The sequence below is a fragment of the Vreelandella sulfidaeris genome, from assembly GCF_042429665.1.
In the GTDB taxonomy this organism is placed as follows: Bacteria; Pseudomonadota; Gammaproteobacteria; order Pseudomonadales; family Halomonadaceae; genus Vreelandella.
The window spans coordinates 318,604-339,681 of the sequence record NZ_JBHMAC010000013.1; the positions used below are offsets into that span (position 1 = coordinate 318,604).

Genomic DNA, 21,078 nt, shown 5'->3' on the forward strand with positions numbered 1-21,078 from the left:
GGTAAAGCAAGGGTTTAAGGCAGCCGAGCACGAATTGCGCGCTCTATGCCGTCGGTATCCAAATAGCAGTCTTCAAGTAGCTGAGTCGGCGTCCCGTGCTCCACAAAGGCATCTGGCAAGCCTAGGTTAAGCACTTCCACTTGCACCCCTTCAGCGTTGAGCAGCTCATTCACGGCACTGCCTGCACCGCCGGCAATCACGTTCTCTTCCAGGGTGACTAGCAGCTCGTGCTCGTCGGCGGCGTCCAGTACGGCATCACGATCCAGCGGCTTGATGGAGCGCATGTTGATATGCGTCGCGTTGAGCCGTTCAGCCACCTCCGCCGCCGCGCCGTTCATGCTGCCGAAGGCGAGCAGCGCGATACGTACGCCATCGCTGGCGGCGTGGCGGCGTAGCTCGGCTTTACCAATCGTGAGCGGATCCAGGTGCGTGGGGATTTCCGTGCCAGGGCCGGTGCCACGTGGGTAGCGCACCGCGGCAGGCCCCGGGTGGTGATAGGCGGCACTGAGCATCGCACGGCACTCGGCTTCATCGGCGGGCGCTAGTATCACCATGTCGGGAACGCAGCGCAGAAATGAGAGGTCCATGCTGCCGTGGTGAGTCGGGCCGTCTTCACCCACCAGCCCGGCGCGGTCAATAGCAAACGTGACATCCAGGTTCTGAACGGCGACGTCGTGAATCAATTGATCATAGCCGCGCTGCAAAAAGGTGGAGTAGATCGCGACCACCGGCTTCATTCCTTCGCAAGCCATGCCCGCTGCCAGCGTCACCGCATGCTGTTCGGCAATGGCCACGTCAAAATAACGCTCTGGATACGTTTTAGAAAAGCGAATCAGGTCTGAGCCTTCGCGCATGGCCGGCGTGATGCCCATCAGCCGTGGATCAGCGGCGGCCATATCACACAGCCAGTCGCCAAATACGTTGCAGTACTTTTTCTTGACGGCGGCTTGCTTGATCACCGGTTTCTTAGTCGCGCCCGCAATGGCAGCCGCGCTTGGCTTTTCAAGCTTGGTAATGGCGTGATAACCAATCTGGTCCGCCTCGGCGGGTAAAAAGCCTTTGCCTTTGACCGTTTTAATATGCAGAAACTGCGGGCCATCCAGGTCGCGCAAGTTCTCTAGCGTCTCGGTAAGCGTGTCGAGATCATGGCCGTCAATGGGGCCCACGTAGTTGAAGCCCATCTCTTCAAACAGGGTGGCAGGGCTGACCATGCCTTTCATGTGCTCTTCGGTACGCCGAGCAAGCTCCAGCGCCCCGGGCAGGTGCGACAAAACTTTTTTACCCTCTTCGCGCATCTTGAGGTAGGGCTTGCTGGAGAGTACCCGGGCGAGATAGGTCGCCATGCCGCCGACGTTTTCGGATATCGACATTTCGTTATCGTTGAGCACGACTAATAAGTTGGCATCCACATGGCCCGCGTGGGCAAGGGCTTCAAACGCCATGCCCGCGGTCAGGGCGCCATCGCCGATAATGGCACATACACGGCGCTTATCGCCGCGGGCCTTGGCGGCCAGCGCCATTCCCAGCGCGGCCGAAATCGAGGTGCTGGAGTGGCCTACACCGAAGGTGTCGTACTCGGACTCGGCACGGCGGGGAAACGCCGCCAAGCCGCCGTGTTGGCGAATGCTCAGCATCGTTTCGCGGCGGCCGGTCAAGATCTTGTGCGGATAAGCCTGGTGGCCCACATCCCAGACCAGCCGGTCATGGGGAGTATTAAATGCGTGGTGCAAGGCAATGCTCAGCTCGACTACGCCGAGTCCGGCACCAAAGTGGCCACCCGAGACCCCTACGCTATAGAGCAGATAGGCGCGCAGCTCATCGGCCAGTTGGTCGAGTTGAGCGTCGTTCATGGCCCGCAGGGCAGCGGGGTGATCAAAGGAGTCGAGCAGCGGCGTCGATGGACGCTCGCGGGGGATCTCGTCGAACAGCTTCATGGGCATGTTTTCACAGACATTGTTTCATGGATATCGTTTCAAGAGCATCGTTTCAAGGGCATCGTTTCACAGACATAAATTCAGTGACATTGTTTAGTGGTCACGCTCGATCATGTAATAAGCTAAATCGGCCAGCGGTGCAGCACGCTCACCGAGTGGGGCAAGCGCGGCAATGGCCTCGTCAATGAGGTGATGCGCTTTGCGTTGTGCGCCTTCCAGGCCCAGCAGGCTGGGATAGGTGGGCTTGGCGCGAGCGGCATCGGCGCCTGACGTTTTACCTAGGATGATGGTATCGCCGGTGACGTCCAGTATGTCGTCGTGAATCTGAAAGGCTAGACCAATGGCGCGCGCGTAGCGAATAAGGGCGTTCAGGCGAGGATCATCGTCGGCAACCGCAACCAAGCCACCCAGGCGTACGGCAGCGACGATCAATGCGCCGGTCTTGTGAGCGTGCATATGGGCGAGGGCGTCGACATCGGGATGGCCGCCAACGGCGTCTAAATCCAGCGCCTGTCCTGCCACCATGCCGTCACGCCCCGAGGCCGAGGCCAGCGTATGGACTAAATCACCCAGCCGGGGGTGGGCAGTATTAGCCAGTACTTCAAATGCTAGCGCCTGAAGCGCATCGCCAGCCAGGATCGCACTCGCTTCATCGAACGCTTTATGGACGGTGGGCTGGCCACGGCGCAGGTCGTCATCGTCCATGGCGGGAAGGTCATCATGGATTAACGAGTAGGCATGAATGAGCTCAATCGCGGCGGCAGGGGCGTCTAGCGCCTCATCTTCAGCGCCAAGCGCGTGGCCCGCCATATACACAAGCAGCGGGCGTAGGCGTTTGCCGCCCGCCAGCAGGCCATGGCGCATGGCGGCTTCAAGCCTTGGCGCCACAGCCGGGCGTTGTTCAAACAGCGCCGCTAGGGTGGCGTCTACCCGGGCATTACTGGCATGGCGCAGCGTGTCCAGCGCACTCGGTGGTATGGCTACCATGGGGGCGTTTCCTCGCTTTCATCGGCGGCGTCCTGGGCGGCGGCAGGGCCAGCAAACGGCGTTACGTTTAACTGTCCTTCGCTGTCTTCGCTGAGTGCCCGCACCTTGAGGTCGGCACTATCCAGGCGCTGTTGTGCATCACGGGTTAGCCGAACGCCCTGTTCAAACGCAGTCAGGGCATCTTCCAATGAGAGCTCGCCTGACTCGAGACGTTCAACGATGGTTTCAAGCTGCTCAACCGTCGCGGCAAAATCCTGTGGGGGGAGTGTCGTGTCGCTCATTGGCCATGCCTACCGTTTTTATGACGCCCTTCTGGCACGACAGTCAGTTCACTACTCGTCTTGCCAGGGCGATGAATGTGCCTATAAAGGGTGTCTTCATTGCGTGTCTTCAAATCATAGCCCGACAGTATACACCGAGGCCGGGGGGCGGCGTCTGCTCTCTTCCTTTCGCCGACCATGTGACTTGTGCCTGATTCATCATCAGAACGCAGACTTTTCATCATTCAAACCCCGCCTGAAAGGGGCTGATTGTGCTACGATATGCGCCTCCCGTGAACCGATACACGGCGCATGCCGCCGACCATAGAGGTTGATTCAGCCATGGCCAAAACGTCCCTGGACAAGAGCAAGATCAAGATCCTGCTGCTTGAGGGCGTCCACCAAAGCGCGGTGGACAATTTTCACAACGCCGGTTATGAAAATATCGAGCATCTGCCCACGTCGCTTGATGAAGATGCATTGATCGACAAAATTCGCGATGTTCATTTCATCGGTATTCGTTCCCGCACCCAGTTAACTGAGCGCGTGTTCGAGGCGGCGGAAAAACTGGTCGGCGTTGGCTGTTTCTGTATCGGCACCAATCAGGTCGATTTAACCGCCGCGCTCATCCGCGGTATCGCCGTGTTTAATGCGCCGTACTCCAACACTCGCTCTGTGGCTGAGCTGGTGTTAGCGGAAGCGATCATGCTGCTGCGTGGTATTCCTGAGAAAAACGCTCGCGCCCACCAGGGTGGCTGGTTGAAGTCAGCGAAGAACTCCCACGAGGCACGCGGTAAAACGCTAGGTATCGTCGGCTATGGCAGCATTGGTGCGCAACTCTCGGTATTGGCCGAGTCGCTGGGCTTTAATGTGATCTTTTATGATGTGATCACCAAGCTAGGCATGGGTAATGCAAGCCAGGTGGCAAGCCTTGAAGAACTGCTGGGTCGCGCTGATGTAGTGAGCCTGCATGTGCCTGATCTTGCCTCGACCCGCTGGATGATCGGCGCAAAAGAGATCGCCGCCATGAAGCCCGGCGCGATCTTTATCAACGCCTCACGCGGTAGCGTGGTGGAAATCGAACCGCTTGCCGAGGCGCTGAAAGCGGGTAATCTCAACGGCGCGGCGGTCGATGTTTTCCCGGTTGAGCCAAAAGGCAACGAGGAAGAGTTTGAAAGCCCGCTGCGGGGCCTGGAGAATGTGATCCTGACACCGCATATCGGTGGTTCTACCCTGGAAGCTCAGGAGAACATCGGTATTGAAGTGTCGGAAAAACTGATCACTTACTCCGACAACGGCACCACCGTTACCTCGGTCAACTTCCCGGAGGTGGCGCTGCCCGCTCACCCGGACAAGCATCGCTTGCTGCATATTCATGACAACGTGCCGGGCGTGCTATCGCAGATTAACCGCGTATTGTCTGAAAATGACATCAATATCTCGGGTCAGTATCTGCAGACCAACGAAAAAGTGGGTTACGTGGTCATTGATGTCGATAAAGCTTACGGCCCGCCAGCGCTGGAAGCATTGAAGCAGGTAGATCATACGCTGAAAATTCGGGCGCTCTACTCGTCGCAGAATAGCTAAAACAGCGGTATTGAGTCACACCGGCATAAAAAAACGGCGCCTCCAGTAAGGCGCCGTTTTGCTTTGTGAAGTTCCTCCGGTCAGTGACCGGACTTGCCCGTGTTGCTTGATAATCACGCTAGATCGAACAGCAACACTTCGCCAGCTTGCTTACCGGTGAGATTGATTGTCTCATCCGGCGTAAATGCAGCGGCATCGCCTGCGTGAAGCGTTTCGCCGTTGACGTTCATTTCGCCTTTCACCACATGCACCCACGCATAGCGTGAGGGTGGCGCGGTTACCTGTTCGCCAGCGTTAAATAAGCCTGCGTACAGATTAACATCCTGATTAATGCTCACAGAGCCTTCGTGGCCCTCTTGCGAGGCTACTAGGCGCCACTGGCCTTGCCGTTCAGAAGCAGGAAAGGCTTTCTGCTCATAGCTTGGGGCAATTCCCAATTGCTTGGGCTCAATCCAGATTTGCAAGAAATGCAGTTCGTTGTCGGCAGAGTGATTGAACTCACTATGCAACACGCCGGTACCGGCGGACATGCGCTGAACGTCGCCTGGGCGCATTACCTCGCCGTTGCCCATGTTGTCTTTGTGTTCCATCTCACCTGCCAGCACATAGGAGATGATCTCCATATCCCGGTGGGGATGAGTGCCGAAGCCATGGCCAGCCGCTACGCGATCCTCGTTGATGACTCGCAGGGCTCGAAAGCCCATGTGGTTTCGGTCCATGTAATTGGCAAATGAAAAGGTATGGAATGAACGCAGCCAGCCATGATCGGCGTAGCCCCGCTCATTAGCACGACGAATCTTCATAAGATGCTCCCACTGATCGTAATGGATGGGGCTCAATATACGCTTGCAAGCGCACCAGTGGGGTGAAGGTTTCTGTATGATGGCATCGATTAAATTGATCGATATGGCGCTGGCTGAACGGCATTGACTCAGCAGGATTCAAGCATCACGCCGTTTGCGCTAGAATACCCGCGTTCTATTAACCCGGTCCGCCCTTTGCGGGGGCGACTACCTGGAGTCTTGCATGTCTATCCCTACCGATACGCCGCGGATTGTCGTGGCGGCGCTATATAAATTCGTCACGTTAAATGACTTTGAAGCGCTGCGTGAGCCGCTGCGCCAGACCATGGTCGAGCACGATGTCAAAGGCACGTTGCTGCTCGCCAAAGAAGGTATTAACGGCACGGTGGCCGGTACGCGCGAGGGTATCGATGCGTTGCTGGCCTGGCTGACCGCCGACCCGCGTCTTGCCGATATCGATCATAAAGAGTCCTATTGCGACGAAACTCCTTTCTATCGCACCAAGGTGAAACTCAAAAAAGAGATTGTCACGCTAGGCGTGCCCGATATCGATCCCAATGACACCGTCGGCACCTATGTTGAGCCGGAAGAGTGGAACGACATCATCGCTGACCCCGAGGTGCTGGTCATTGATACCCGTAATGACTACGAAGTGGCAATCGGTAGCTTTGCTCGGGCGATTGACCCTAAAACCACCACTTTCCGCGAGTTTCCTGACTACGTGCGCGAGCACTACGACCCGGAAAAGCATAAAAAAGTCGCCATGTTCTGTACCGGCGGTATCCGCTGTGAAAAAGCGTCCAGCTTTATGTTGAAAGAGGGCTTTGAAGAGGTTTATCACCTGAAGGGCGGCGTCCTTAACTATCTTGAAAAAGTCCCCGAAGAGAAATCGCTGTGGCAGGGTGAGTGCTTTGTGTTCGATAACCGAGTCACGGTGCGTCACGATTTAAGCAAAGGTGAGTTTGAACAATGCCACGCTTGCCGCATGCCGATTTCCGCTGAAGACATGCAGTCCTCCGCGTATGAGCCGGGCATTAGCTGCCCCCACTGCATCGATTCGCTACCGGAGAAAACCCGTGCCGCCGCGCGTGAACGCCAGCGCCAGATTGACATAGCCAAGTCACGTGGCGAACCACATCCGCTAGGTCGTGATACACGTCTGATGAAAAAATCCTGATAAAAATGTCGTCGCGCACAAGCATTGCTCGTAACGCTTGTGCGCTAGACTGATGGGCAACGTGTTACTCATATCAGGAGTTGACCATGCCCATCATCTCTAACGCCCCCTCTTCAACTGACGCTATGGTGCACCGCCGAGATGATCATGGCGTCACGACGTTGACCATGAACAGCCCAGAGCGCTTCAATGCGCTGTCGGAAGCCATGCTCCAAGCCTTACTCGAGGCCTTGGCTGATATTGCCGAAGATAGCCACGTGCGCTGCGTGGTGCTCGCGGCAGAGGGCAAAGCCTTTTGCGCCGGGCATGATTTAAAGCAGATGCGTGCCAATCCCGATAAAGCCTACTACCAAGCACTGTTTACCCGCTGCAGCGAAGTGATGCAGGCGATTGTTCATCTGCCGGTGCCGGTGATTGCCAAAGTGCAGGGCATCGCTACCGCTGCTGGCTGCCAACTGGTGGCAAGCTGCGATCTGGCGGTAGCGGCACGCAGCGCTCGTTTTGCTGTTTCCGGCATTAACGTTGGCCTGTTTTGTTCCACCCCGGCGGTCCCGCTCTCACGCAACATTTCAGCTAAGCGCGCGATGGAAATGCTCCTGACGGGTGAATTTATCAGCGCCGAGCAGGCCGCTGATTGGGGGCTGATTAACCGCGTTGCCGAGGACAATGCATTGGACGAGGCCACCGCAGCGCTGACGGCCAGTATTTGTGCTAAAAGCGCCGTGGCAGTGCGGACGGGAAAAGCCATGTTTGCCCGCCAGCTCAGCCTGCCACTTGATGAAGCCTACGCCTTTGCCAGTGAAACCATGGCCTGCAATATGCTGGCTGAGGATGTTGGAGAAGGGATCGATGCCTTTATAGCGAAGCGGCCACCGCGGTGGCAGCATCGCTAAGAAAACGGCAAGAATGAGTGGAAGCCGTTTCCATAAACGCGACAGCGGTGTCGTAGCACGTTATCCTGAGGCTTTTGCGTGGACAGGGGAGGCCACCTTGAATGGGCCTTTTAGGAGAGAATCAGGTGAGTGAAGCCAAGCGCAGGACGCCCGGTCGTCCGGCGAATACCGCTAAAGCCAGCGGCGGGCATAGCCAGTCGCTGGTACGTGGCTTGAGGCTGCTGGAGTATCTCGCGGCTAGCCCTCTTGGGTTGGCCCTTTCTGAGGTGGCCGAGAAGGCCGAATTAGCGCCCTCGACGACTCACCGGCTGCTACAAGCCCTGCAAAGCCAGGGGTTTGTGAGTCAGGAGAATGAGCAGGGGTTGTGGCGAATCGATGTTAAAACCTTCCGCATCGGCAACAGCTATCTTGAAGCGCGCGATGTGGTGGCCACCAGCCGGCCCTTTCTGCGCCACTTAACGGCTGAAACCGGCGAGACCGCTAACCTGGGCGTTCGCGACGGAACCACGGCGGTATTTCTCGCCCAGCATGAGTCTCCTCAGATGATGAGGATGATCACTCGGCTTGGCTCCCGTGCCCCGCTGCATGCTTCTGGCGTGGGTAAGGCGCTGTTGGCATGGACGCCAGAGGCCGAGCGAACGAGGCTGCTTGAAGAGGGCGAGCTTGTACGCGTGACGGCTAATACGCTTTATCAGCCAGACACGCTGCAAACTGAAATGCAGCAAATTCGTATGCAAGGGTTTGCCTGTGACCGGGAAGAGCACGCCATTGGCTTGCACTGTGTTGCCGCGTGTATTTTTGACGAGCATTCGACGCCTTTTGCTGCCATTTCGGTGTCCGGCCCCATGGCGCGTATTCCCGAAGCCCGCTTGTTATCCCTGGGGGCACTGGTTCGTCAAACCGCGGATGAGATCACTCAGCAGTTGGGCGGTCAGGTGCCGCGTTAGCGGCGGCTGCTGAGACCATGCTGAGCCTGTTTCTAGTATCGCTTGCCAGCGCCACGCTACTGCCCGGAGGCTCGGAAGTATGGCTGGCGCGACTATGGTGTGTAGGCGAGCCGCCTTGGATGCTGTGGGCCGTGGCGACGGCGGGAAATACACTGGGCAGTATGGTTAACGTGGCGATGGGGCGCTATGCCCGTCAGTTCCAGGACCGCCGCTGGTTTCCTGCCTCGCCGAGGAGCTTGGCCCGCGCTGAGCGTTGGTATCATCGGTTTGGCGAGTTAAGCCTTCTGGCCTCCTGGACGCCTGTGATTGGCGATCCTCTCACCGTGTTGGCCGGTGTGTTTCGCCTCCCATGGTGGCGGGCGCTGGCATGGATTGTGGTGGCTAAAGGCGCTCGCTATGCCGTCGTCATCCTGTTGGCGCACTATTGGCTAGCCCCGCTCTGCCAATGAAACCCATCATTAACTAACACATGTTACCCTGTACAACTTTTAACCAGCTGCGCTGGCAGTGTAAAGTATGTGCATCATCGAGTGCCTAGTGTACTTGCTTAAAATTAACTAGCCGTTAGATTGAACACAACACTCACCAAAGGAGATCAAGGTGTGAAGCCACTTCGTTTATTACCCTGGCTAGGGGTCTGGCTACTGGCCATGCTGGCCTTAATGGCGACGCCAGCACTGGCGCAGAGTACATCCAGTACATCGGCGAGTGCCGACGGAGACGCCTCTTCCACCCCGGTCGAGCCGACGTCCTATGAGGCGCTGGCGAGTCTCCTGGAGAATGAGCAATCGCGGCAGGAGTTGATTGAGATGCTGCGTAATCAGGCAACGGCGCTACCCGCTGGCGTTGCCAACGAGCTGTCTCCTGAAGCCGCCGCACAAGGGAGCGAAATAGCGCCTGAAGACGTTTCTTTGCCGCGCCAGTTAGCAGAGCTAACCAGCCGTGTGGTGAGCGATGTCGGTGGCCAGTTTGAGCAAGTAGTAGGGCTCATTGGAGGGTTATTCGAAGTTAATGAGGGCGACAGCGTTTTCGATATGTCCGCGTTCACCAGTGCGGCGATCAATCTAGGTATTGTGATTGTCGCCACGTTCGCGATGTTTATGATTTTTCGGCGATTGGCGAAACCGCTATTTACTAAAATCAGTATCTGGTCGCTAAAGGGAAGTAATTTAACGCCGGTACTGCGTTTGATCGTCTGTGTGGTGATTGCGGCGATTGTCGATGTGTTAATTGTCGGTCTGGCCTACGTGGGCGGCAATTTGTTGGCCACCTTCGCCATCGGCCAAGCTGGGGAGCTTTCTACTCGCGCCTCACTGTTTTTAAACGCCTTTTTAATTATTGAACTGCTCAAGGCGGGTGTGCGAATGCTGTTTTCGTCACGCTATGAAGGGCTGCGTTTACTGCCGATTTCTGCGCCAGAAGCGTCTTACTGGAATCGCTGGTTAGCCCGCTTAATCGGCATGGTGGGGTATGGCCTGATGGTCGTGGTGCCGTTGGTTAATTTCTATATAGCGGCCTCGCTGGGCCAGGCGCTCGGCACGTTGATCATGCTGTTGGCGTTTATCTATGCGGTAGCGGTGGTGCTTAAAAACCGCCTTCGCCTGCGCAATAACTTAAATGAGATGGCGGCCAAATCCACGCTAACCGCGAGCCGGGTGTCTCTCCAGCTATTTGCCCGTACATGGCATCTTTTCGCGCTGTTGTACTTCTTAATCGTCTTTGTACTGACGTTAACGCGCCCTGGCGATGCGCTGCCATTTGTCATGTTCGCCACCTTGAAGTCATTGGCGGCGATTGTCGTCGGTCTGTTGGTGTCGTCTTTCCTTACCCAGACCATTGGTCGGCGTATTACGTTGTCGGACGATCTTCGCCGCAAGCTACCGCTACTTGAAAAGCGTTTGAATAGCTACGTTCCCAATGCGTTGCGTGTGCTACGCACGGTTATTTTGATCGTGGTCATCATGGTCGTGCTTAATGCCTGGGGCGCCTTTGATTTAGCCGCCTGGTATGCCTCCGAGCGCGGTGCCAACCTGGTGGGTAACCTCATTAGCGTGTCGGTAATTTTGATTGTTGCGCTCGCCGTTTGGCTGGGGCTTGCGAGTTTGATTGAGCACAAGCTCAATCCCGAAACCGGTTATGGCGAGCCCTCCGCGCGGGCAAAAACACTGCTTAGCTTGTTCCGTAATGCGCTGGCTATTGCCATGGTGACGATCACCGGAATGATTGTGCTGGCGGAGATTGGCATCAATATAGGCCCGCTAATTGCCGGTGCTGGTGTACTGGGTTTGGCGATAGGTTTTGGTGCTCAAAAATTGGTGCAGGACGTTATCACCGGGGTGTTCATCCAGATTGAAAATGCCATGAACACCGGGGATGTGGTCACGGTAGGCGGCGTCACCGGGACGGCTGAGCGACTCAGCATCCGTTCTGTCGGCATCCGCGATCTATCCGGTACTTATCACATTGTGCCATTCTCCAGTGTCGATACGGTCTCGAACTACATGCGTGAGTACGGTAACCATGTGGGCGAATACGGTATTGGCTATAGCGAAAGCATTGATGAGGCGATTGAGCAACTCAAGCTGGCCTTTGAGGACCTCAAAGCGAGTGAAGAATTCGGCAACAAGCTGTTGGCCGACTTGACGGTTGCGGGCGTGACCGCCCTTGCGGATAGCTCGGTGAATATTCGTGTGGTGATTAAAACCACACCGGGCGATCAGTGGGGCGTCGGCCGTGCCTATAATCGCCTGGTGAAACTGCGCTTTGATGAGGCGGGTATCGAGATCCCCTTCCCGCACACTACGCTTTACTTTGGCGATAATAAAAACGGCAATCCACCGCCTGCACACGTACGGGTATTGGAGTCGACGGCTAAAGAGAAGAAGGTCGAAGAGGCGCCTATTGCGAAGCACGACAGCCAGCAAGAGGTGCAGGAAATTCAGGAACCCGACCATCATAAGCCCGACCACGATGACGTGGATGAAACCTAACGTGTCGTGATGGAAGGAGTGTTTTAAATCCGCAACGGGGCCGCCTTTTGGCGGCCCCGTTGCGTATAAGGCGTCCCGTTTTTACCGCTATCGTTTGCCGGGATAGTTTTCCGAGTGTCGCCCCTCAATATTGATCGACTCACCGCCATCGACAAACAAAATCTGTCCGGCCACAAAATCGTTATTGAGCAGATAATGCAGCGCCTGCACCAAGTGATTGGGAGTGCCCTGTTGCTTGACGGGGATACCGTCAAGCCGCCAGTCAATATAATCGCTGGTACGCCGTGAGGCTGGCAGTACCACGCCGGGGGCTAAGCCGTTAATACGCAGGTGGGGCGCGAACTCAAGCGCCGCCATGCGGGTCATCTCGGCTAAACTTTTTTTCGACAGAAGATACGCCGCATAAGGGTATTGATGATAGGCCACTTTATTATCAATGATATTGACCACCTGGCCCGCTTGAACTGACTCAGCAAAGTGACGGATAAGTAAAAGCGGAGCAAACAGATTGACTCTAAATTGGGTTTCCAGCGTGGCGAGTTCGGTGGTCGCAATCGACGCAGGCTCATAGGCGGAGGCATTATTTAACAGCAGACAAAGGCCTGGAAAACATTGTTTTGCCGAGCGCACTAAGGCGCTTAATTCCTCACTGGCGCTATCGCTTAAAAAATCGCAGGGGAATAACTCACACTGGCGTCCTTTAGCGCGAATAACGCGAGCGACATCTTCAGCCTCTGCTCGGGATCGATTAACGTGCAAGGCGATATCGTACCCCGCATCAGCAAGCGCTTCGGAAAAGTATCGACCCAAGCGGGTGGCACCACCCGTTATTAACGCAGCTTGTTGGTGCATATCGCCCTGCCTTTATTGTAATGGGGTAGCAAAACTGTCTGCGTGAGCGCAACGTTTGTCAATCACCTATAACCGGGCTTGCACGTGAGGCCTGCTTGGCGGTATTGATAAGCCTGCAAAGCAACTTGATAAGACGTCACTTGCTTGAAAGGATGTCGCTATGTCGCCAACGACGTTGCCAGCCAAGCGGGCTGCTGCGCGCCACGAATGTTTCATCTCGATGGGATCCAATATCGATCCTGAACACTATTTTGTTCAAGCTCTCGATATTATTAACCATGAGTGTGAGTTGCTGGCCTATTCAAATGCTATTCGCACCCCGCCGGTGGGTTACCAGCAGCAGCCTGATTTTTTAAACGCGGCGCTGCTGGTGAGCACGCCGTTGGAGCGTGAGGCATTTCGCAGCTACCTCAAAGAGGTGGAAAATCGCTTGGGGCGGGTACGAGGGGCGATAAAGTCGGGGCCGCGCACCATGGATCTGGACATTGTGGCGTGGGATGGGCAAATAGTGGACGAGGGGTATTACCAGTACGACTACGTCAAAAAGCCGATCGATGAAATTCTTGACGGCAGTGGTCGTTTCCTGATGCCCGCTAATCCCTAATTATTTTTTTCTGTAGGCCGATAGTAATGCTATAGCTGTCAGCCATCAGGCTGGCGAATGCTCCCGGAGGCATGCGTTGTTCAGCCTAAATACCAACCTAATGTCCCTAGTGGTGCAGAATAATCTGCGCAGCAGTCAGCAAACGATGCAGACCGCCATGCAGCGGCTCTCTTCTGGGTTGCGTATCAATAGCGCTAAAGACGATCCCGCTGGTCAAGCCATTGCCAATCGCATGACGGCGCAAATCAATGGTATGCACCAGGCGATTCGCAACACCAACGACGGCATCTCCATGGTGCAGACAGCAGAAGGCTCTCTTAATCAGATCAACGATAATCTGCAGCGCATTCGCCAACTGAGCGTACAGGCGGCTAACGGCACCAACTCGTCTAATGATCTTGTTTCTATTCAGGCCGAGATTGGTCAGCGCTTGGAAGAGATTGACCGCATCGCAGGGCAAAGTCAGTTCAATGGGATTGGGCTGATTGATGAGACTCAATCGCTCAACATTCAGGTCGGCGCGAACGCGGGCGATACCATTGCCGTTCGTTTTGAAGCCATGAACTTGCAGGGATTAGGGCTGGAAGGCCTAAGCGTGCTGAACGATGGTAGTGGGACAGAAAATCCTATAGATAGGGTGGATGAGGCGATCAAGAAGCTGGATCGTCAACGCAGCTATATGGGGGCTGTGCAGAATCGCTTTGAAAGCGTCATTGAAGGCCTGGATAACAGCATTATCAACACCTCTTCTGCCCGGTCACGTATTCAGGATGCCGATTACGCACGGGAAGTCTCCAGCCTTCTGCGGGCTCAGATCCTGCAGCAAGCGGGCATCGCGATGCTGGCGCAGGTCAACCGGCAGCCGCAGATGATTCTACGGCTGCTGGAAGGACTGTAAGGGTGGCAGAGCTATAAGTTAGACAGCACTATATGCGCCGCTTACTTAGTCAATAATGCCCTGCTCGCGGGCCATGGCATAAGCGGCCTTGGGTCCATCCCATAGTGAGGGCAACAGAATGAACGAGACGGGAATGGCGGTGACGACAATAAATTGTTGCAACGCCGCGATCTGGCCCGCTCCCATATGCAAAAGCACCCCCGCCATCACCGCCATGGCAATTCCCCAGAACGCTCGCATGATCGCGCTTGGGTCGTCATGGCCGGCACCTACCACCGCAATGGCATAGCTCATGGAGTCGCCTGTCGTCGCCACAAAGATGGTCGTGAGCAGCAAGATGGCCATGGTCATAAAGGCGCCGCCCGGCAGCGACTGAGCAACGGCCAGGGTAGCCACATCAAACTGAAAGTTGCTTAGTGGCTCGGTTAAATCAAAGACACCGGTCATCTGGTAATAGATACCCGACCCGCCCAGCAGGGTGAACCAGACCGTGGTAGCGACAGGCGCCAGTATTGCCACCGCAATAATCATCTCGCGGATACTGCGACCGCGAGAGATACGTGCCACAAAAATCGCCACCAGCGGGCCAAAGCCGATAAACCAGGCAAAGAAAAACACCGTCCACCACTGCAACCACCAGGCAGGGGCGGTGTCAGCGGTCTGAGTCGCCATGGGGAGAAAATCGCTGATATAAGTGCCCATACCAGCAAAATAGCTGTTGAATAAAAACAGCGTGGGGCCAAACACCAGAATCACCGCCCCGACCGCCAGGGCCAGGAAAACGTTGAAACGGCTGAGCATCTGCATGCCCTTATGCACACCGCTGACGGCGGATAGCACATATATAACGCCCAGCACTGCCAAGATGAGCAGCTTGCTGGTGTAATTATTGGGAAGCTCAAATACTTCATGCAGACCAAAGCTTACCTGAGTTGCCAGGAAGCCGATCGGCCCGACCGTGCCGGCCACCACGGCAATGACGCAGCAGGCATCAATAATGCCGCCTAATGGACCTCGCAGAAGGCGCTCGCCAAACAGCGGGTAAAGCAGGGTGCGCGGCTGAAGCGGTTGGCCTTTCACATAGTGAGCGTGGGCTAGCACGATAGCGGATAACGAGCCGAGCACCGCCCAGCCAATAAATCCCCAATGCGTGAATGCTTGCGCCAGGGCGCCAGCCACCGCCTCGGGCGTACCTGGCTCGGTGTCAAAGGCGGGCGGCGTGACCAAAAAGTGAGAGATGGGCTCACCAGCGGCAAAAAACACGCCGCCACCTGCCAAAAGCGTACACAGAATGATCGAAAGCCACTTGAACGTGCTCATTTCTGGTGCATCCAGATTGCCAATTTTAGCCTTGGCCGCCGGGGTTGCTGCAATGCCCATGGCAATAAAGAAAGTGAGTAGCAGCAAGAGCTGAAAGTAGCTGCCGAATACCAGCGCCGTCCAACTGAAACTTGTGCTGATGGCATCAGCCACAAGCGAGATGTCGTAAAAGGATAGACCTAGAAAGGCCACAATAAATCCAATACTTAGCGTGAGTACGATGGGGTCGCCAAGAGAGGAACGCTGATGGCTTTCAGCATCGGGGGTTGGTTGGTTCATCAATAAGAACACCTGTGGTGGAACATGAGGAAACAGCGCAAATGCGGAAAGCGCAGCAAAAAAAAAGCGCCATTCAAAGAATGGCGCGAGGACAGGAAACTGAACATAGTATACCAGCGATATAGACCAACGTCTAATATGTTTTAACTTGGTGCATAATCAGGGTGCAATCGCTCTATTGTGGCGCATTCAGCAGGAGTGGCGCTTCCTGGTTGATAAATAAGTCGCTGAAAAATAATAATAAAATTAGATTTGGCAGTGTTGCTGCAATGGCAGCTGTCATAACATGTTTGTATACAAGGTAGTTCCGATGACGCTCATTAATGCTCTCCGCAACGCTATTGCTTTACCCCGTTTTGCCTTGTCGCTAGTGTCTGGTTGCACGGCAGTACTGGTATTGATTCCTGCTGTCGGCCACGCTGACGACACCTCGATTCGCTTTCAGTTGGATTGGCGGTTTGAAGGTCCCTCCGCGCCTTTTCTAATGGCGGAGGAGAAAGGCTACTTCGCGGACGAAGGCCTGGATGTTCAAATCGATTCAGGCAGCGGTTCAGCCGGTGCTATCAACCGGGTAGCCTCAGGTGCTTATGAGATGGGCTTTGGCGATCTAAACGCTCTGGTCGAGTTTCTTGCCGAGAACCCCGAGGGCCCTGGCATCCAGGGCGTCTATATCGTTTACGATGGCACGCCTGCCGCGGTGTTTGCTCGCAAGGACAGCGGTATCGAGAGCCCGGCTGACTTAGCCGGCAAAACCATTGCCGCACCAGCGTTTGATACCGGTTACCGCGCCTGGGGCGTGTTTGCCGCCGCCAATGATTTAGAAGCCGATGCGGTGGAGTGGCAAAATGTCGATCCTACCCTACGTGAAACACTGCTGACCCGTGGCGATGTGGATGCCATTACCGGTTTCTATTTCACTAGCCTGCTCAACCTTGAAGAGCGTGACATGAGTGAAGAAGACCTGACCATCATGCCGTTCCCTGACTACGGTGTGCCGCTATACGGCAACGCGATCATCGCCAGCGAATCTTTCGCAGAAGCGAATCCTGACGCCGTACAAGGCTTTCTACGCGCTTTTAATCGTGCGTTGGGCGAGACCATTGCCGACCCTGAGGCGGCCATTGAGTATGTTAAAAATCGCGATGGTCTGATTGATGTGGAAATGGAGACCCGGCGCCTGAAGCTAGCGCTGGAAAGCGTCGTCGATACCCCAGAGGCGCGTGAGCAGGGCGTAGGCAGTGTCGATGAGGAGCGGTTGGCCCAGGCGATTCAACTGGTGGCCGACGCTTATGATCTGCCCTCGGTACCCTCGCCAGAACAGGTGTTTACGTCACGCTACTTACCTGCCCAGGAAGCGCGCATGTTGTTCACGTCGGAAGGTGAATAGGCATGTCGGCAGCGTTTGTCAGCTTTGATGACGTAAGTCTCGCCTACGACGCGACGGGCAATGCGATCGAAGATATCAATCTCTCCATCCACGAAGGCGAGTTCGTTGCCTTCGTAGGACCTTCCGGCTGTGGTAAGTCGACGTTTATGAAGCTGTGTACCGGGCTGCACTCACCCACTCGTGGTGCCGTTCAGGTCGATGGCGAGTCGGTTATTGGGCCGTTAAAGATCTCCGGTATGGCATTTCAAAACGCCAATTTGCTGCCTTGGCGAACGACGTTGGATAACGTGCTATTACCGCTGGAAATCGTTAAACCCTATCGTCATCAGTTTCGTAAGCGGCGCGAAGAGTTTATTGGCTGGGCACGCAAGCTGCTTAAAACCGTGGGGTTGGAGGGCTATGAAGACCAGTATCCGTGGCAGCTTTCTGGCGGCATGCAGCAGCGTGCCTCTATTTGTCGGGCGTTGATTCATCAGCCGCGACTACTGATGCTGGACGAACCATTTGGTGCGCTGGATGCATTTACTCGCGAAGAGCTGTGGTGTGTGCTGCGCGATCTATGGGAAGAGCAGCGGTTTACGGTGGTGCTCGTGACCCATGACCTGCGCGAAGCGGCGTTTCTGGCCGACACCGTCTATATCATGAGCCGCCGTCCTGGTCGCATCATTGAGCGTCGCCAGATCGACTTGCCACGCCCCCGTGCGCTGGAATTAACCTACCAAAAACCTTTTATCGACCTGGTCCAAGAGCTGCGTGCGCAAATAGGCGAAGTACGCAGTACCTGAACGTTATCCTGCATGGCCACTTTTAGAGCGTGCTTTTACGACGGTAAGCATTCATGGCAGTAAATAATAAACTGATAGAACGGTTAGCGCCCTGGTTGGCGGTGGTGGCCCTGGTGGTTATCTGGGAAGTCACGGTTCGTCTATTTGAGGTCCCAAGCTTTATCTTTCCTAGCGCATTAGAAACCGCCCAAGCGTTGGTGACCTACGCCGGGCCCATTGGTATGCACTCATGGCAAACGTTCTGGACCACGTTGATCGGATTTGGTCTGGGGGTTGCGGTGGGGTTGGTGCTGGGCTTTATTCTTGGCTCGTCGCGTTTTCTGTATAACGCCTGTTACCCGCTTTTAGTCGGTTTTAATGCCATTCCCAAAGTGGCCTTTGTGCCGATTTTAGTAGTTTGGTTTGGGATTGGCTCGGTGCCAGCGATACTCACTGCCTTCTTGATCTGCTTCTTCCCCATTGTCGTCAACGTGGCGACTGGCTTAGCCACGCTTGAGCCTGAGTTGGAAGATGTGTTGCGGGTGCTCGGTGCCAGGCGTTTGGATGTGCTGCTGAAGGTCGGCCTGCCACGCTCGCTACCCTACTTTTTTGCCTCGTTAAAAGTCGCTATTACGCTGGCTTTTGTGGGCACGGTAGTGTCAGAAACCGTTGCCTCCAACCAGGGCATTGGCTATTTGATGATGAGCGCTGGCTCGCAAATGCGCATGGGCCTGGTCTTTGCTGGGCTGCTGGTGATCAGTGCTATGGCGATGGTGATGTACGAGCTGTTTGCCCAACTAGAAAAACGCATGACGGGGTGGGCCCATCGCGGCCAGTAAACGTAGATTTACCAACGATAAAGCAGCGAGGCCGTGGTGGTGGTGTCGGTGCGCTCACTGGTGTCGTCAGGTGGCGCGGAGTTGTGTTTAATCTCATGGGATAAGCGCAACGACAGCTTGGAATTAAGCTTGGCGGTGAGCGCCGTTAGCGAGCGGGAGGTAATGTTCTGACTGGTATACTCAAGCGACATCTCCTGCTGAATGTCGGCGTACTCAGAGAACCCGCTCCACACGTAATCCAGCGCCGTATAGGCCACCGGCAACTGATAATTGCCATGGTCACGCAGCCTGTCGTGCCGATAGCCCGGCCCCGCCTCCAACGATAAGATATGTATGTCACTCGCTAAAATCTGCCGTCCATAGCCGCCAATCGCCGACAACTGCTGGTCATAACCGGCAAAGCGATCCTTCTCCCAACGGGCAAACCCAAACAGGTAATGCGGGCCGTCCAGCTCGAAGCGTTCACGGCCTGCCAACAGGTACTGCTCAGCGCTTGTATCGCCACCCTTGCTAACGTTACGCACTTCCCCACGCAGCGAATAGGTGAAGTTACCCGTCAACCACGTTAAGCGCATTTTACCGATCAATGTTTGGCTGTCGGTATTGCCTGAAAGGCGAGTAAAGCCCAGTTCGGCATCGCCACTGAACACCGGCGCATCTTCCTGCGGAGGAGGGGGGGCGTAGAAAGGATTGGCATAAGCAGTGGCTAGCCACAAAGGCCAGCAGGACAACAAAAGTATCCATCGAACAATAGCCACTACATCCCTCCTTGGTTTCGGCGAGGCGACATTATATCAGTGAAAGATGACAAAAATGACGGTGATTAACGTCGTTTGCTGGCGCGTGCCATAATGTTGCGGTCCGCCTTTCGAGTCTACTTATGACCGCTTATCGCCCCCGCACATTAGCCGACCTGCAGCGCTGGAACCGAACGCGCAAAAGGCGCAGTTGGTATAAACGCAGTTTCCGTCTACAGGTAATGCTTCTAGTGGGGCTGTTGCTGGCCGGTATGCTACTGGCGCAGGGCACCTATCTCAATCATCGCAAGGCGGACATCATTAGCCATCAGATGGGCGAGCGCGCCCTGGCCGTGGCCAAGGCGGTGGCGTCAATGCCGCAAATTATCAATGCCTTTGAAATCACTGACCCTGCCAGCATTATTCAGCCAATCGCAGAGCGCATTCGCCATGAAACCGGGGCTCGCTATGTGGTGGTAGGCAATACGCAGGGGATTCGCTACTCCCATCCTGTACCCGAGCGTTTAGGGCAGCCAATGGTGGGCGGGGATAATGGGCCAGCGCTGCTGCAAGGTGAATCGTATATTTCAGAGGCTACCGGCACGTTGGGGACAGCCATGCGGGGCAAAACGCCTATCTGGGATGCACAAGGCAATATTATTGGCCTGGTTTCTGTCGGCTTTATGATGAGCCGCGTCGAGAAGGATGTGGTGCGCTATACCAGCTTGGGATGGGCGCTGGTGGCGTTGATGGTCTGTTTCGGATTTGCGGGGGCTTACTGGCTGTCGCAGCATCTTAAAAAGGTCATTTTAGGGCTGGAGCCTTATGAAATCGCACGGCTGGCTATGGAAAAAGAGGCGATTTTGCAGTCGATTCATGAGGGTATTTTGGCGGTTAATCGCGAAGGCCAGATTACCTTGGTCAATCAACAGGCGCGGCGCTTTCTCAATTTAGCCGATGAGCATGTTCTGCTGGGCCAGCCCATTCGGGAAATTGTCCCCAATTCACGGCTGTTGGAGGTGCTCAGGCGCGGCGAGCAGGAGTTTGACCAGGAAATGTGGTTAGGTGATCACCCGGTGGTGGTCAATCGTGTCCCCATTCTGCATGAGGGCGAGATAGAGGGAGCGGTGGCGACCTTTCGTAGCCGCCGCGAGATCATTGATCTCTCTCAGGCGTTGACACAGGCTAGCCGTGACGTTGATATGCTGCGTGCCCAGGCCCATGAGTTTTCCAATAAACTTTACACTATTTCGGGGCTGCTGCAGCTTGATCGCAGCGCCGAGGCGCTAGCGCTCATCCATCAGGAAACCGAGCGTGCCCAGGCGCAGATGAGCTTCTTAATGCGCCACGTGGCCGATGCCGTGCTGAGCGGCACACTGTTGGGTAAACTGACGCGGGCGCGCGAGCTGGGCGTGACGCTGAAAATTGATGAGCAGAGCTCGCTCTCCTGCAAGTTAACGCCTACCGGTCAGGAGGTGATGATGAGTGTGGTGGGCAACTTGTTGGATAATGCCTGCTACGCGGCACTTAACGGGCCTAGTGAAGCGCCTAACGTGCGTCTTTTTTTCACCGACTTGGGCGAGCAACTGCTGGTGGAAGTGGAGGATAATGGTGCGGGCGTGCCGCCTCACCTCGCAGAGTCGATTTTTCAGGAAGGTTTTTCGACCAAAACGGGTAAGCATCAGGGCATTGGTCTGGCGTTGGTCGCCAGGTTCTGTCGCCAGCACGGCGGTGCCGTGACGCTGGAAGAGAGCGAGCTGGGCGGTGCGTGCTTTATCGCCGTCCTCGACCGTTCACTGTGCCAGAAGCCATCTTAAAAG

At 55.6% G+C, this 21,078-nt stretch carries 19 protein-coding genes; 12 read left to right on the top strand and 7 right to left on the bottom strand.

Annotated elements, in window-relative coordinates:
* Positions 1 to 14: 14 nt before the first annotated feature.
* The 3 genes from dxs to ACFFLD_RS16085 form a co-directional block, all read right to left on the bottom strand.
* Positions 15 to 1,940, bottom strand: a complete 1,926-nt coding sequence (gene dxs / locus ACFFLD_RS16075; protein WP_386042152.1) for a 1-deoxy-D-xylulose-5-phosphate synthase — start codon at positions 1,938 to 1,940, stop codon at positions 15 to 17.
* A gap of 87 nt (positions 1,941 to 2,027) precedes the next feature.
* A complete protein-coding gene (locus tag ACFFLD_RS16080; RefSeq protein ID WP_386042154.1) occupies positions 2,028 to 2,921 on the bottom strand; it encodes a farnesyl diphosphate synthase in 894 nt (297 codons plus the stop codon).
* On the bottom strand, positions 2,915 to 3,202 hold the full coding sequence (locus ACFFLD_RS16085; protein WP_386042156.1) for an exodeoxyribonuclease VII small subunit: 288 nt from the start codon (positions 3,200 to 3,202) through the stop codon (positions 2,915 to 2,917). Before ACFFLD_RS16085 ends, ACFFLD_RS16080 begins: the two co-directional genes overlap by 7 nt.
* 321 nt (positions 3,203 to 3,523) lie before the next feature.
* Between ACFFLD_RS16085 and serA the strand changes: the two genes are divergently transcribed.
* Positions 3,524 to 4,768 (top strand): phosphoglycerate dehydrogenase, encoded by a 1,245-nt coding sequence (serA, locus tag ACFFLD_RS16090; RefSeq protein WP_386042158.1) that lies wholly within the window; start codon positions 3,524 to 3,526, stop codon positions 4,766 to 4,768.
* A gap of 113 nt (positions 4,769 to 4,881) precedes the next feature.
* Here serA and ACFFLD_RS16095 read toward each other — a convergent pair whose 3' ends face one another.
* Positions 4,882 to 5,571 carry a pirin family protein gene (locus ACFFLD_RS16095; protein ID WP_386042161.1) on the bottom strand — a complete coding sequence of 230 codons (690 nt, stop codon included), beginning with the start codon at positions 5,569 to 5,571 and terminating at the stop codon, positions 4,882 to 4,884.
* Positions 5,572 to 5,794: 223 nt separating this feature from the next.
* Between ACFFLD_RS16095 and trhO the strand changes: the two genes are divergently transcribed.
* From trhO to ybiO, 5 genes are all read left to right on the top strand, one after another.
* Positions 5,795 to 6,748, top strand: a complete 954-nt coding sequence (gene trhO / locus ACFFLD_RS16100; RefSeq protein WP_386042164.1) for an oxygen-dependent tRNA uridine(34) hydroxylase TrhO — start codon at positions 5,795 to 5,797, stop codon at positions 6,746 to 6,748.
* 86 nt (positions 6,749 to 6,834) lie between these two features.
* Complete coding sequence (locus ACFFLD_RS16105) at positions 6,835 to 7,641, top strand: enoyl-CoA hydratase (protein ID WP_386042167.1); 807 nt, start codon at positions 6,835 to 6,837, stop codon at positions 7,639 to 7,641.
* 125 nt (positions 7,642 to 7,766) lie between these two features.
* Positions 7,767 to 8,588: an IclR family transcriptional regulator gene (locus ACFFLD_RS16110; protein ID WP_386042868.1), complete on the top strand. Its 822-nt coding sequence runs from the start codon at positions 7,767 to 7,769 to the stop codon at positions 8,586 to 8,588.
* A 17-nt stretch (positions 8,589 to 8,605) separates the two neighbouring features.
* Entirely contained in the window at positions 8,606 to 9,037 is a 432-nt protein-coding gene (locus tag ACFFLD_RS16115; RefSeq protein ID WP_386042169.1) for a YqaA family protein, read from the top strand.
* A 153-nt stretch (positions 9,038 to 9,190) separates the two neighbouring features.
* Complete coding sequence (ybiO, locus tag ACFFLD_RS16120; protein WP_386042171.1) at positions 9,191 to 11,578, top strand: mechanosensitive channel protein; 2,388 nt, start codon at positions 9,191 to 9,193, stop codon at positions 11,576 to 11,578.
* Positions 11,579 to 11,665: 87 nt separating this feature from the next.
* On the opposite strand, the gene ACFFLD_RS16125 is transcribed toward ybiO, so the two are convergent.
* Positions 11,666 to 12,430 (bottom strand): SDR family NAD(P)-dependent oxidoreductase, encoded by a 765-nt coding sequence (locus ACFFLD_RS16125; RefSeq protein ID WP_386042173.1) that lies wholly within the window; start codon positions 12,428 to 12,430, stop codon positions 11,666 to 11,668.
* Positions 12,431 to 12,590: 160 nt separating this feature from the next.
* Between ACFFLD_RS16125 and folK the strand changes: the two genes are divergently transcribed.
* Entirely contained in the window at positions 12,591 to 13,034 is a 444-nt protein-coding gene (gene folK / locus ACFFLD_RS16130; RefSeq protein ID WP_386042175.1) for a 2-amino-4-hydroxy-6-hydroxymethyldihydropteridine diphosphokinase, read from the top strand.
* Between the two features lie 76 nt (positions 13,035 to 13,110).
* The gene (locus ACFFLD_RS16135; RefSeq protein ID WP_386042177.1) at positions 13,111 to 13,932 is read left to right on the top strand and encodes a flagellin N-terminal helical domain-containing protein; all 822 of its coding nucleotides are present in this window, start codon (positions 13,111 to 13,113) and stop codon (positions 13,930 to 13,932) included.
* 45 nt (positions 13,933 to 13,977) lie between these two features.
* Here the strand turns inward: ACFFLD_RS16135 and ACFFLD_RS16140 are convergent, their stop codons facing one another.
* The gene (locus ACFFLD_RS16140; protein WP_386042179.1) at positions 13,978 to 15,531 is read right to left on the bottom strand and encodes a BCCT family transporter; all 1,554 of its coding nucleotides are present in this window, start codon (positions 15,529 to 15,531) and stop codon (positions 13,978 to 13,980) included.
* Positions 15,532 to 15,841: 310 nt separating this feature from the next.
* Between ACFFLD_RS16140 and ACFFLD_RS16145 the strand changes: the two genes are divergently transcribed.
* Genes ACFFLD_RS16145 through ACFFLD_RS16155 form a run of 3 tightly spaced genes read left to right on the top strand, consistent with a single transcriptional unit; the run spans position 15,842 to position 18,521 of the window.
* Positions 15,842 to 16,918: an ABC transporter substrate-binding protein gene (locus ACFFLD_RS16145; RefSeq protein WP_386042181.1), complete on the top strand. Its 1,077-nt coding sequence runs from the start codon at positions 15,842 to 15,844 to the stop codon at positions 16,916 to 16,918.
* Between the two features lie 2 nt (positions 16,919 to 16,920).
* Complete coding sequence (locus ACFFLD_RS16150) at positions 16,921 to 17,703, top strand: ABC transporter ATP-binding protein (RefSeq protein ID WP_386042183.1); 783 nt, start codon at positions 16,921 to 16,923, stop codon at positions 17,701 to 17,703.
* A gap of 53 nt (positions 17,704 to 17,756) precedes the next feature.
* The gene (locus ACFFLD_RS16155; protein ID WP_386042185.1) at positions 17,757 to 18,521 is read left to right on the top strand and encodes an ABC transporter permease; all 765 of its coding nucleotides are present in this window, start codon (positions 17,757 to 17,759) and stop codon (positions 18,519 to 18,521) included.
* An 8-nt stretch (positions 18,522 to 18,529) separates the two neighbouring features.
* Here the strand turns inward: ACFFLD_RS16155 and ACFFLD_RS16160 are convergent, their stop codons facing one another.
* Positions 18,530 to 19,279 carry a DUF481 domain-containing protein gene (locus ACFFLD_RS16160; RefSeq protein ID WP_386042187.1) on the bottom strand — a complete coding sequence of 250 codons (750 nt, stop codon included), beginning with the start codon at positions 19,277 to 19,279 and terminating at the stop codon, positions 18,530 to 18,532.
* A gap of 122 nt (positions 19,280 to 19,401) precedes the next feature.
* On the opposite strand from ACFFLD_RS16160, the gene ACFFLD_RS16165 reads away from it, so the two are divergent.
* On the top strand, positions 19,402 to 21,075 hold the full coding sequence (locus tag ACFFLD_RS16165) for an ATP-binding protein (RefSeq protein WP_386042189.1): 1,674 nt from the start codon (positions 19,402 to 19,404) through the stop codon (positions 21,073 to 21,075).
* Positions 21,076 to 21,078: the final 3 nt, after the last annotated feature.

What these genes read in the sequence shown, in the direction of transcription:
- ACFFLD_RS16085 (WP_386042156.1), bottom strand. Translation starts at nt 3,202, where the DNA reads ATGAGCGACACGACACTCCCCCCACAGGATTTTGCCGCGACGGTTGAG.
- trhO (WP_386042164.1), top strand. Translation starts at nt 5,795, where the DNA reads ATGTCTATCCCTACCGATACGCCGCGGATTGTCGTGGCGGCGCTATAT.
- serA (WP_386042158.1), top strand. Translation starts at nt 3,524, where the DNA reads ATGGCCAAAACGTCCCTGGACAAGAGCAAGATCAAGATCCTGCTGCTT.
- dxs (WP_386042152.1), bottom strand. Translation starts at nt 1,940, where the DNA reads ATGCCCATGAAGCTGTTCGACGAGATCCCCCGCGAGCGTCCATCGACG.
- ACFFLD_RS16140 (WP_386042179.1), bottom strand. Translation starts at nt 15,531, where the DNA reads ATGAACCAACCAACCCCCGATGCTGAAAGCCATCAGCGTTCCTCTCTT.
- ACFFLD_RS16095 (WP_386042161.1), bottom strand. Translation starts at nt 5,571, where the DNA reads ATGAAGATTCGTCGTGCTAATGAGCGGGGCTACGCCGATCATGGCTGG.
- ACFFLD_RS16105 (WP_386042167.1), top strand. Translation starts at nt 6,835, where the DNA reads ATGCCCATCATCTCTAACGCCCCCTCTTCAACTGACGCTATGGTGCAC.
- ACFFLD_RS16150 (WP_386042183.1), top strand. Translation starts at nt 16,921, where the DNA reads ATGTCGGCAGCGTTTGTCAGCTTTGATGACGTAAGTCTCGCCTACGAC.
- ACFFLD_RS16080 (WP_386042154.1), bottom strand. Translation starts at nt 2,921, where the DNA reads ATGGTAGCCATACCACCGAGTGCGCTGGACACGCTGCGCCATGCCAGT.
- folK (WP_386042175.1), top strand. Translation starts at nt 12,591, where the DNA reads ATGTCGCCAACGACGTTGCCAGCCAAGCGGGCTGCTGCGCGCCACGAA.
- ACFFLD_RS16165 (WP_386042189.1), top strand. Translation starts at nt 19,402, where the DNA reads ATGACCGCTTATCGCCCCCGCACATTAGCCGACCTGCAGCGCTGGAAC.
- ACFFLD_RS16115 (WP_386042169.1), top strand. Translation starts at nt 8,606, where the DNA reads ATGCTGAGCCTGTTTCTAGTATCGCTTGCCAGCGCCACGCTACTGCCC.
- ACFFLD_RS16145 (WP_386042181.1), top strand. Translation starts at nt 15,842, where the DNA reads ATGACGCTCATTAATGCTCTCCGCAACGCTATTGCTTTACCCCGTTTT.
- ACFFLD_RS16125 (WP_386042173.1), bottom strand. Translation starts at nt 12,430, where the DNA reads ATGCACCAACAAGCTGCGTTAATAACGGGTGGTGCCACCCGCTTGGGT.
- ACFFLD_RS16155 (WP_386042185.1), top strand. Translation starts at nt 17,757, where the DNA reads ATGGCAGTAAATAATAAACTGATAGAACGGTTAGCGCCCTGGTTGGCG.